An 11,768-nucleotide genomic window follows, 5' to 3' on the forward strand; every position below is an offset into this window, starting at 1 on the left:
ATATTAACGAGTTGGACCAGATACATCTTCTGATTTCAAAGTATTATTTGCACCAAGAGAATGATACAGCATCTTTCCATTTCCATTCAAGGTTACAATATGTTCGTTATTAAAACTTTTGAACTTCACAGATCCATCACCGTAACGAATATGATACTCTTCATATGTCGTTACTTTATATTTCGTATCACTTTGACGCTCTACATTACGAACTTCCATCGCTAATAAGTCTTCTGTAATTCCTTTTTTGTGTAAATACTGTATATAATCACGGTCTTCCTTATACGATTTCCCGCTCTTATCATAATTATTTTCAATTAAACTAAAATCATTTAATGAAATTGCACGTACGTTATCATAAATATGATTTCTTACAAATTCGCCCACTGCTGAACTTGATGTTTCTTTCGGGAATTTTAAGTAATACGTGCTTTGGTCTCCAATTTTAACACTTTCAGATTTCATCACACCAAAATCAGTAGTTTTCTCTAAATGTACTTCTACTGTTTCATCTGTGGATACAGGGCCAAGCTTATAACTTCCATAATTTAATTTTCCACGTTTTTTCCCATTCACAAATACAGTTGCATCACTTTCATCAGAAGAAATGCTTACATACTTACCTTCAAGCGATAAATCCACTTTCACCTTCTCGCTCTGTTCATCCGCTAAATCTACTTCTTTCTCTGTTTCTAATTCAGTCAGTTCTGTCTTCGCCGTTGCCTTTACAACATATGTACCTGGGAAGTATGGCCCCAACTCTTTCGAAGTTTTATCACTAGAAAGCTCTGTTTCTTTTTTGTCATTCACATGTATTTCTGCATTTTTTGCAGTTGTACTAATGCTCATATAATAAGATTTCATGCTAAACTTATACTTTGGATATAAGAACCACTCTTTTCCCTCTTCTACTATTTCCCCGTCCTTAAATGAAGATTTATCTTTAGTTAACTTTTGATCTACTGTCTCTTTCTGTAAATAAGACAGTAATTGTTTGTTGTAAGAAGGATTCTCTTTTAAATAACGCATGTACGCTTTAATATCCTCTGTCTTAATCTTTAAGCTTGAATCATTCGCTTTTACAAACTCATCAATTGCATTAATATCTTTCTTTTGGAATGCTTCAATCATTACATTTACTTGCTTTTCTTTTGAAAACTTATATGCTCCAAATTTATATGCCCCAAATAATAATGCAGCAATAACAGCAAAACCAATGATCAAAAATAAATTTTTCTTACTTTTCACTGATTTTGTCTCGCTTTGTAATTCTGTATATGAAGCAGCAGTGTTATCAACGATTACTTCTACTTTACTCCCACACTCCGGACAAAAGTTCAAATGGTCTGCAACGTTCTTTTTACATGTTCCACAAAACTTCAACGTGCTCTCCTCCTATTTTTTAGCTAATTTCATTCCAGCAAATGCCGCTACATATGTCACAATCAAGCTAAACAAAGTTAAATATATAAATGAATTTTGCATAGATAATACCGTTCCACTTGTTCCAAATAAACCTGTTACAGTTCCTGAAACATTAATTTGGAACTTAGAAATCATATTCATTACAATCATCATAATTGTGTAAGAACCACTACATACCGCTAATGTAATATATATATTGGCAGTCGGTAATTTAGCTAACTTTCTTCCCGCTCTAAACATAAAGAACAATGGAATAATAAGCAGTAATAAACCATAATGGAATACGTTATTCACTTTATCAAATTCTGCAAGGCTTTCCTCATTTGCTCCTTTTGAAATCAATATCTTTCTAAGCTCTACGCCATTTACAGAGACGCCTGATATAAATGAAAACGATAGTGTGCTCTCATATGTATTTGATTTTTTACCAATTCTAGTAAATTCTTTACTAAGTGCTGGACTTGATACTTCTAAGGGCGCAAAATGAGCCATACTCCATAATTGAGGTGTTAACTCTAATGCTAATAATGTACTTTCAGATTTTAAAGTTGTTATTTCTTTTAATGGTTCAATACCATCTTCCTTACTTACTAACGCCATAATACAAACCGCTACCGCTGTTACTAAAAGTCCTTTTATCATAGCTGAAACACCGTAATACACAGACGCTCCATATGGCATTAACTCTTGAAATGCTACTGCCATATTGTTTTTACTTGTATGAGCAATAAATCCTAATAAGGTAAATAATGTCCCACATACAAAACCACTCAATAAACTCTTAATCGCTGAATAGCCAACCGTAATCTTACCTGCTTCTGAGAATGGAATTGCAAAAGATTGTGATGCTATAAAACTTATAATGAATAAAAAGACGCCATAAATAATACCAACTGTTGCTGCCATAAAGATTTGATCTTTAATCGTTTTCGCAACATGCTGTTTCCCTAACCAAATTCCTGTACCAGCGAAAATAATAAATGGAATGATTAATAATAATGTAAATGGAGTATGCCAAGATAAAGAAAATATCAACCCACTATCATCGTTAGCTGTAAAACCAAGTAAATGGTAACTTAACATCGTAGAAGTTGCACTCGAATAAAAACTTGGCAACATTTCTAATTCTTTCGCAAATTTGCTAAACATCTCACTTAACATAGAAGCAAATAATAAACTACCAATCCAACCAGCAATTAACATGAGAATACTTGCAACAGCCCCACCAATAAAACCTTTTTGTAAAACGGCTTTATCTGCTTTAAATTCAACTTTAGGAGCACCATCCATTGTAGGCAATTTTACAGATTGTTCTTTTTTCTTCACAACAGATAAAGAATACCCGCACTTTTGACAATATAAATTTTTTTGAGCATTTTCACTGCCACAACCTTTGCAGTATTTTGCAGTATCTTTTTCTAATGTTACTGCATCTATAGCTCCTGCAATCTCCATACTACCTTCATTTGGGCAATAATTTACTTCTTCACCATGTTGTTTTCCACATGTGCGACAATACATTTAATTCACTCCCCACTTTGCTTAATTCCACAAACTGGACAGTAAGTAGAGTTTTTATCGATATGCTCATTACATGAAATACAATTTACCGTTTCACCTTCATTTTCTACTGCTAACATCGGGTTAGGTTTTCCACACGAACCACAAAACTTATCATTTATTGATAAAGGTCCACCACATTCACATGTAGCTTTTTCACCTTGTTGTTTTTGCAATTCAACAATGCGCTTTCTTGCTTGATAAATAGCTACATCAAATTCTTGAACTGGAGCAATCATTTCTTTTAAGCTCGCTTCATTTACTCCACTTCCTCTTAATTGAACATACACTTGCTGCCCAACCTCTAATAGAACCTCTGCTTTTTTCTGCATTTGCACTTGCATTCCCTTTTTCAATTGAGCAATTTCTTGTGCAACTTGCAACTTCATTTTCCCTTGTTCTATTCCTTCTTGTAACTTATTCATTCCACTACCTAACTTCGTCTGTAAATCTGACAAATTATTTCTCCTCCTATACGTATATATTAATATACGAAATTAACATTTTATATATTACCATGATTTTCAAGTTATGTAATCCAAATTTCATTTTTTCTGTTTTGAGCATTTTTTGTTTATAATGGTAAAGGAAAGAAATATGTGTACGGAGGAATATTATGCTGCAACACTCAATTACGAAAGATGAAATTATGATGATTGCGAATGAGTTCGTTCAAGGACTAGATCCACAGCAAACAGCTGATCAGGAACATGTCGCTACAGCTCGGCACCTATATCGTAGTGGTGTTGTCTACAACGTTGACTTTGATGGTTATACACTATCAGGAACTGTAGATGCGGAAGGCAACGTATATAGCGTTCATATTCCGATTCGTAATGTCGCTGAAAGTTATTGTGATTGCTTCGCACCAACACAATGTGAGCATATGCTCGCTGTATTACTATCTGCAGCGTCTAGTTTCGGGCAAGTAGGAGATGTATTAACTTTATTTAAAAATAATACGAAACCTTCCCTTCCTCCTATTAGAACTGCAAGACAAGTATTGCAATCATCAGCTTTTGAAGAAACGGATTATAAAAGTTGGGAATCATATTTTGAAAAAGAATATGAATCATTTAAAAAAGAACAAGCTCGCCTTACTTATAAACAAATGTATTTTCTTATGAGTATCTTTACAGATTTCTATACGAAGCTTGAGCGGAAAGCTCCGCGCGTCATCGCCATACATGAATTATTCAGGTTACATGCAGCACTTTACTGCTTTCAAAAATTATTAGAAGAAATTCAGGCATTCGAAACAAACAAAACGTATTCTTATCACCAACCTGTTAATGTCATTCGCCTATTTGTAGATAAAGTGGAATCCATCGTTCGGGACTTACAATCAGAAGCGATTCCTTCAGAGTCTGAAATAATTTTGCAAGAAACAGCTCGTCTCGTTCATGAAGTATTCTTCTCTACCGATGCTTATACGCAAGAGCGATTTTTCATTTATCGTCACATATGGAGTGAACTTTTAAACAATAAAGAGAACATACAAGAGGAAGAAAAACGAATCGATACGAAAATCAATCCACTATCCAAAGCATTAGCGTCTTCTCATCTTCTCTTTTTAAATGATGAAGATTTACTAGCGATGGACTTACTAAAGAAACAACCTGCTTCTGTTGTGAGTCTATACTTCTATTGGTTAGAAGAACTATTAAGTGCCATGCAATGGGATCGTGCAAAAAACTGGCTTTCCTTTACGTATAAACAAGTAAAGAAAACGATCCAAGATCACGAAAATACGATTTTCATAAAAGATATCGTTCGGCTATTTGTAATCATGTATGAAACATACGCAACACATACAAATGAACAAGCTGGTTTTGAAATGATTTTACAAGAACTATTACCGTATAGCTTCACAAACTACGAACAGTACGTACTCACGAAAAAACAGTATCGCACATGGGCAGAGCTTCATCTCTTATATGGATTTGAGGCAATTGAACTGTTGAAAGAGCCACTGAAAGATATTGAAAAAGAAGCGCCAGAAGTGGCACTTCCTCTTTACCATCTTGCTGCTGTAGAGGCGATTGAAGAACGAAATCGTAAATCATATAAACGTGCAGTTCGTTACTTAAAGAAATTACGTACATTATATAAACGATTAAAACGCACCGATGAATGGGATGCTTTCATTATTCACATCGCCAATCTCCATTCACGTCTGCGTGCACTACAAGAGGAATTACGGAAAGGAAAATTAATCGATGATCAATCAAACTGAAGTAACAATTAGGCTCCAGCATGTTAGTCAAGGTTGGTTCCTTTGGGGAGAAGATGACAGCGGTACTCCATTATCCGTAACAAGTTGGAAACGAAATGCATTCACATGGCACTCCACTTCTTTCTACGGTACGTTTCTAAAAGAAGCAACCTTCGAAGGAAAACAAGGTGTGCTGCTAACAAATGCACAAGCCTTTGAATACATTGCAAACAAACCGATGAATTCCTTTGCACATATTCAAATAAACGGCACGATTACAGCACTTACGAAAGATGCAAATGAACTATGGGATGCCTTTACGAGTGGTAGTTTCGTACCAGATATGAATCATTGGCCTAAACAACCATCTTGGAAAGTTCAAAATACACCAATTGAAGATGACACATTAGCATCGCTTTTCTCAGCAGCAGTAAATGAAAGCATATTACAAGACAACCGCTCAAATGACGGCTGGGAAGATGCTAAAAGACTATATGAACATTACGACTTTACGAAAAGACAACTGGAAACAGCACTACATGAAGAAGATTGGCTTCGGAAAATTGGTTATATCGAAGATGATCTTCCGTTTACAATCGGACTAAGACTACAAGAACCACAAGAAGAATTTGAAATGTGGAAGCTTGAGACAATTGTGACACCAAAGCGCGGGGCGCATCGCATATATGTATATGAAAACATCGATTCCTTACCGAAAAGATGGCACGATTACGAAGAACGGATTACAGAAACACAAGAAGGTTTTAGTAAACTCATACCGTGGTTAAAAGAAGGAGATACGTTCCGAAATGAGCTCTTTGAAACAGAAGCTTGGAACTTCTTAACAGAAGCAAGCAATGAATTACTTGCAGCCGGTATTACAATTTTACTACCATCATGGTGGCAAAATTTAAAAGCAACAAAACCGAAATTACGTGTCCAGCTGAAGCAAAATACAGCACAAACACAATCGTTCTTCGGTATGAATACGCTCGTTAATTTTGATTGGCGCATTTCGACGAACGGCATTGATTTATCAGAAAGCGAATTTTTCGAACTCGTTGAACAAAATAAACGTCTATTTAATATAAATGGTCAATGGATGCGACTAGATCCAGCCTTTATCGAAGAAGTAAGGAAACTCATGAACCGTGCCGATAAATACGGACTAGAGATGAAAGATGTCCTGCAGCAACATTTATCAAATACGGCTGAAACAGAAATTGTAGAAGATGATAGTCCGTTTACTGATATTGAAATCGAACTAGATGGATATTATGAGGAACTATTCCAAAAGCTGCTTCATATTGGAGATATTCCAAAAGTGGATGTCCCTACTTCACTAAACGCAACACTTCGCCCGTATCAACAACACGGCATTGAATGGTTATTATATTTACGAAAACTTGGATTTGGAGCATTGCTAGCTGACGATATGGGACTCGGGAAAAGTATTCAAACAATCTCTTACTTACTATATATAAAAGAAAACAATCTCAAAACAGGCCCTGCATTAATCGTAGCGCCGACATCTGTTCTTGGAAATTGGCAAAAAGAATTTGAGCGTTTCGCACCGAATTTACGTGTTCAATTACATTACGGAAGTAATAGAGATAAGGGCAATTCTTTTGAAGATTTCCTTCAATCAGCAGATGTTGTATTAACATCTTATGCATTGGCTCAACTCGATGAGGAAGAACTAACTTCATTATGCTGGGATGCTGTTATTTTGGATGAAGCACAAAATATTAAGAACCCACATACGAAACAGTCGAAAGCAGTACGAAACTTGCAAGCAAATCACAAAATCGCTTTAACTGGTACACCGATGGAAAATCGCCTCGCTGAACTTTGGTCCATTTTCGACTTTATTAATCATGGATATCTCGGAAGCTTAGGACAATTCCAACGCCGCTTCGTCACACCAATTGAAAAGGATCGTGATGAAGGAAAAATCCAGCAAGTTCAACGGTTTATCTCACCATTTTTACTGCGCCGAACGAAGAAAGATCAAACAGTCGCATTAAATTTACCAGATAAACAAGAACAAAAAGCTTACTGTCCTCTTACTGGTGAACAAGCTTCCTTATATGAACAACTTGTTCAAGATACACTGCAAAATGTCGAAGGATTAAGTGGAATTGAAAGACGCGGCTTTATATTACTTATGCTGAACAAGCTAAAACAAATTTGTAATCATCCAGCTCTTTATTTAAAAGAAGAAGAGCCACAAAATGTCGTTGAACGCTCTATGAAAACAAAAACGTTGATGGAGCTCATAGAAAATATAAAAGATCAAAATGAAAGTTGCCTCATCTTCACTCAATATATCGGCATGGGGAACATGCTAAAACGTGTGCTAGAAGAAAAATTCGGCCAGCGTGTCCTCTTCTTAAACGGTAGTGTACCGAAAAAAGATCGCGACAAGATGATTGAGGAGTTCCAAAACGGAACGTATGACATTTTCATCTTATCCTTAAAAGCTGGCGGAACAGGATTAAACTTAACCGCTGCCAACCATGTCATTCACTACGATCGTTGGTGGAATCCAGCTGTGGAAAATCAAGCAACAGACCGCGCATATCGCATTGGTCAAAAACGATTTGTTCATGTTCACAAACTCATTACAACAGGAACATTAGAAGAAAAAATTGATGAAATGCTAGAAAGAAAACAATCTCTAAACAATGCTGTCATCACAAGCGATAGTTGGATGACTGAACTATCAACAGACGAACTAAAAGAATTACTTGGTGTATAAAGTGAAACTTGAATCAGGCCAGTTAAGTGGAGTTTTACTACCCGCAAAAAAAGCGCTAATCTCAAAATGAGATTAGCGCTTTTTTCTATTCCAAAACCAATTACTTATTATAATCCCCGTTAACCCACCGCACGTATCAAGCAATGAATCTTGCCACATTGGTGTACGGTCTCCCGTATACCATTGGTGGATTTCATCAAATGTTGCATAACCCGCAACGAAAAGAAGGGCATATATAAAACATCTTTTCCTCGAATAACCTGATCGATGAAAAGCGTAATAAATCAATGAACCTAGCATAAAGAACACCATAAAATGAGCACCTTTACGAAGGAAAAACTCAATAAATCCGCCTACACCTTTATTCGCAATACTAACAGGGGTTCCTCCACCATAATCGATAGATACCCATGAAAAATGCTCTTTCACAAATTCAACATTTACATATTGTTCAATATCTGAACGCATATCCTGCTTTTTATATGGTTGTGCCGAAGAATAGAAAATCAGCCCCATCCATAGTAATACAGGAATCCAAAATAACCATTTACGATTCATTATCCAGAATTCTCCTCTCTTAATCTTTTAAGGGTACCAAAAAAAAGAAAAAATTTCACGCCAAAACATGACATTTGCATCCTATTTATAAAGTGAAAGGAGGTGATACACATGGCGATTGAAACAATCGTAATGGATTTAACTTTACGTCTTGTCTTAAACAACGGATTAGATAAGAACGGCAAAACAGTTTTCAAGAGCAAACAATTTAAACGTGTTAAAACAAACGCGAGCTTAGATCAAGTACACAACGTAGCTCATGCTCTAGCTTCCTTACAAGCATCACCACTTCACGCTGTGCAACTTGTAAGCACATCAGATCTTTCTAAACTATAAAGTAAAACTCGGATTAGTGGGGATTTTATTCATCCCAGCTGATTATTAGACCACAATTTAACCGGCAGACCACAATCCCGTAAATAGCTTGATAAATACAAAGGAGGGAATAACACATGCAAGTACTAGAGTTGATTTTCGCGAAAGAAGATGGAAAAACAGTCGTTTTTTCTATCGATACGCCCATCACACCAATCGATGCACAAGTCGTAAATCAAGTAATGGATACAATCCTTGCCTCATCTGTATTTTCATCCATTGATGAAAATACACGAAAAAAGGGAGCTCGCCTTGTAGAAAAAAATGTATCTGAAGTTCCAATTACTCTATAAAATTAAAAAGACGAATCTGCATCATTTTGCAGATTCGTCTTTTTTCTTCGGCATTTCAATTGGAATAAAAATCTTTGAGAAACCGACGCATACGTACTTATAATGTTCTTCACCTATATCAAACTCAGTCGTATATGTTGAGAAGAATATATAATCATTTCGCTTCGTATAATGATCAATTAATAACCCAACTTGTGGCTCAACATACTTTTTCGCTAACTTTTTACCGGCCGATGCCAAGTCGCCAAGGAGACCCTCTTCATTCTCTTTTTGAACTTCATCTAGCTTCTTACTCACATCATTACGCTTCATAAACTGCTTCGCTGCCCATTCTGTATATTCTCCCTTACTCGGATTACTGTTTGCTAAATATACTAGGAGAACGACAACTAAAGCCATAATAATATACTTTTTCTTCATACTATATCACCGCCTACTCTTTTCTATTTTCATATATATGTACAAGCGATGCAAATTAGAAAGACTATCACCTATTGATTGTAAACGAATAGACAAAATTTACAATATGAAATAGAATATTAGCAATTAATTTACTTAATTTATATATAATTATATTCAGAATGAAAATTATAAGGGAGGATATAGAATTATGGATAATGAAAACAACATTTTTATTTCTAGTTCTACAATGATGCTTGAACCATATAAACACCCTTATTACCGTACAAAAATTATTGACAGTAGCGGAAACCATCTTTACTCCTGTCAAACTGCTCTCCAACTTATACAGAAATCTTGTCTAACAAATATTCATTCTACTTATCAAGGGAGACGTAATGCTGTAAAAACAAAATTTAAATTCAAACAAAACGTTCCAATTCCGATCAATCATAGAGAATATATTTGTGCTTTTCCAACAGAATCTCCTGCTTCTCCAAATTGTATTTGGCTTTTCTTCAAACATGTTCATACAATAGAGTTTTTCAAAAAAGCTAAACGAGCTAAAATTCATTTTTCAAACGGAGCTACCGTAACGATACAAATTAGTTCTCATAAGCTAAGTCAGCAATTATGGAAAGCTGGATATGTATTATCCCAAATGAACATGCAAGATTCATCACCTTAATAACAAATAGAATGGAAGGTAGTATTTCCTCACCTTCCATTCTATTTGCTATTTTTATCCTTTTACACTATCGCGCATTTTCTCGAGTGCTTGCCGATACATCCATCTTACTTGATAATATGTCATTTCCGTCTCTAAAGCGATTTCTCCCATCGTCTTCCCTACAAAAAAACGTTCAAAAATAATATACTTCTCCTTCTCGTCTAACACACTCATAAAATCCTTCACTCTTATTTCAACATCTTCAAAATGAAAGATTTCCTCATACTCACCTACACATACACATCTTTCTTGCAAAGTAGATTCTTTCTTCAATCTTTCTAATATATAACCACGCACCGTTACAAGTGCATATGCAGGGAAATACCCCTTCTTTGCATCAAATCTTTCATACGCATGCCAAAGACCAATTAAACCACATTGATAATACTCTTCATAATCTTGACGAATACCTAATTTCTTTATTTGATTTACAATCATCCCTTCATACAAAACAACTGCCTCTGTAAAAGTGGCTGGCTTCACACAGTACCCGTTTCTAAAAGGTATACCTTTCTAGTATTCCGCGGTACCTTCACAATATAAAAATAAAGAAAAGATTTCACTGTGAGTAATTTCAAATACTACCGACGGAATTTGAAATTACACCAGCTAGTATTTGAAATTTTGTTGGTGGTATTTGAAATAGGGGTAAAAATAAAAAAAGGTGACTCTCTTGAAGAGTCACCTTTTTAAAATAATATGTTATGCACCAAAGCCGCTTACTAAACCTCTTACAACGCCTAATGCAATTGTTAGGATAAAGAAGATTACAATTAAAATCGTAGCTTGTTTCTTACTTAAACCAGCTACAATGTGTAAGCCTAGTCCTGTTAGAATGAGGCTCCAAATATTAAAAATTTCAATTGAAGAGGCAATTCCATGTGCTACTGTCCCTTGTTCAAATAAAGGAGCTAAACTTGTATAAACATCAGTGCCATTTCCATCAAAAATAAAGCCTAATCCTGCATTTAACAACCCGCCGATATAATAAACAAGATTAGCATATAAGTAAATCGATAATATTTTCATGTATGGTGTATCATTGCTCATAAACATCATAATAATTTTATAAAAACCTGCCGCAATAAAGAGACCTATAGGTGTTCCTAATAGACCAACAAGTGCGCCTCCACCAAGGGTAAATCCTTTTACCATTGCCCCTGCTTCACCATTTAATTCTTTTGCCAATTCTGGAGTACTAATTAATGTTAAGTAAGACACTGCTGTTGCTATAATCGTTCCTAATATAACAAATAAGACAAATGCCCCCCAAACCGGACTTTTCGTCTTCATTCTCTCAAACTGCTCACCTGGAGAAGTAATCATTCCAAATAATGATGGCTTTTTTGAAACTACATCTTGCGTATTAATATTAGCTTCCATTATAACGCCTCCTTCTATTTATATAACCCGTTCTAACGGGCGGTTCACTTCCTCATATAGAGGCTACGA

At 35.4% G+C, this 11,768-nt stretch carries 12 protein-coding genes; 5 read left to right on the forward strand and 7 right to left on the reverse strand.

Going from position 1 to position 11,768, the window contains the following annotated elements:
- Positions 1-3: 3 nt before the first annotated feature.
- The 3 genes from N2V80_RS25995 to N2V80_RS26005 are packed head-to-tail and all read right to left on the reverse strand — an operon-like array spanning position 4 to position 3,443.
- Complete coding sequence (locus N2V80_RS25995) at positions 4-1,383, reverse strand: zinc ribbon domain-containing protein (protein ID WP_061655216.1); 1,380 nt, start codon at positions 1,381-1,383, stop codon at positions 4-6.
- Positions 1,384-1,395: 12 nt separating this feature from the next.
- Complete coding sequence (locus N2V80_RS26000) at positions 1,396-2,946, reverse strand: zinc ribbon domain-containing protein (RefSeq protein ID WP_061655215.1); 1,551 nt, start codon at positions 2,944-2,946, stop codon at positions 1,396-1,398.
- Between the two features lie 5 nt (positions 2,947-2,951).
- Positions 2,952-3,443 carry a zinc ribbon domain-containing protein gene (locus tag N2V80_RS26005; protein ID WP_001281753.1) on the reverse strand — a complete coding sequence of 164 codons (492 nt, stop codon included), beginning with the start codon at positions 3,441-3,443 and terminating at the stop codon, positions 2,952-2,954.
- 158 nt (positions 3,444-3,601) lie between these two features.
- Here N2V80_RS26005 and N2V80_RS26010 point away from each other — a divergent pair, with 158 nt between their 5' ends.
- Both N2V80_RS26010 and N2V80_RS26015 read left to right on the forward strand, forming a co-directional pair.
- A complete protein-coding gene (locus tag N2V80_RS26010; RefSeq protein ID WP_061655214.1) occupies positions 3,602-5,221 on the forward strand; it encodes an SWIM zinc finger family protein in 1,620 nt (539 codons plus the stop codon).
- Positions 5,205-7,961, forward strand: a complete 2,757-nt coding sequence (locus N2V80_RS26015) for a DEAD/DEAH box helicase (RefSeq protein WP_000610111.1) — start codon at positions 5,205-5,207, stop codon at positions 7,959-7,961. The genes N2V80_RS26010 and N2V80_RS26015 overlap by 17 nt, the downstream gene beginning before the upstream one ends.
- A gap of 72 nt (positions 7,962-8,033) precedes the next feature.
- On the opposite strand, the gene N2V80_RS26020 is transcribed toward N2V80_RS26015, so the two are convergent.
- On the reverse strand, positions 8,034-8,519 hold the full coding sequence (locus N2V80_RS26020) for a VanZ family protein (RefSeq protein WP_001080709.1): 486 nt from the start codon (positions 8,517-8,519) through the stop codon (positions 8,034-8,036).
- A 111-nt stretch (positions 8,520-8,630) separates the two neighbouring features.
- Between N2V80_RS26020 and N2V80_RS26025 the strand changes: the two genes are divergently transcribed.
- Both N2V80_RS26025 and N2V80_RS26030 read left to right on the forward strand, forming a co-directional pair.
- Positions 8,631-8,855 carry a DUF1659 domain-containing protein gene (locus N2V80_RS26025; RefSeq protein ID WP_000963861.1) on the forward strand — a complete coding sequence of 75 codons (225 nt, stop codon included), beginning with the start codon at positions 8,631-8,633 and terminating at the stop codon, positions 8,853-8,855.
- Between the two features lie 116 nt (positions 8,856-8,971).
- Complete coding sequence (locus N2V80_RS26030) at positions 8,972-9,187, forward strand: DUF2922 domain-containing protein (protein WP_001197593.1); 216 nt, start codon at positions 8,972-8,974, stop codon at positions 9,185-9,187.
- Between the two features lie 21 nt (positions 9,188-9,208).
- Here the strand turns inward: N2V80_RS26030 and N2V80_RS26035 are convergent, their stop codons facing one another.
- Positions 9,209-9,607 carry a DUF4359 domain-containing protein gene (locus tag N2V80_RS26035; protein ID WP_000731405.1) on the reverse strand — a complete coding sequence of 133 codons (399 nt, stop codon included), beginning with the start codon at positions 9,605-9,607 and terminating at the stop codon, positions 9,209-9,211.
- Positions 9,608-9,797: 190 nt separating this feature from the next.
- Here N2V80_RS26035 and N2V80_RS26040 point away from each other — a divergent pair, with 190 nt between their 5' ends.
- On the forward strand, positions 9,798-10,274 hold the full coding sequence (locus N2V80_RS26040) for a competence protein ComK (protein ID WP_061655213.1): 477 nt from the start codon (positions 9,798-9,800) through the stop codon (positions 10,272-10,274).
- 54 nt (positions 10,275-10,328) lie between these two features.
- Here the strand turns inward: N2V80_RS26040 and N2V80_RS26045 are convergent, their stop codons facing one another.
- Together N2V80_RS26045 and N2V80_RS26050 are read right to left on the reverse strand one after the other, a co-directional pair.
- Entirely contained in the window at positions 10,329-10,799 is a 471-nt protein-coding gene (locus tag N2V80_RS26045) for a sigma-70 family RNA polymerase sigma factor (protein WP_061655212.1), read from the reverse strand.
- 219 nt (positions 10,800-11,018) lie between these two features.
- Positions 11,019-11,699, reverse strand: coding sequence for a Yip1 family protein (locus N2V80_RS26050; protein ID WP_061655211.1), 681 nt, complete (start codon positions 11,697-11,699; stop codon positions 11,019-11,021).
- Positions 11,700-11,768: the final 69 nt, after the last annotated feature.

The organism is Bacillus sp. FSL W8-0640 (genome assembly GCF_038007725.1).
Taxonomy (GTDB): Bacteria; Bacillota; Bacilli; order Bacillales; family Bacillaceae_G; genus Bacillus_A; species Bacillus_A cereus.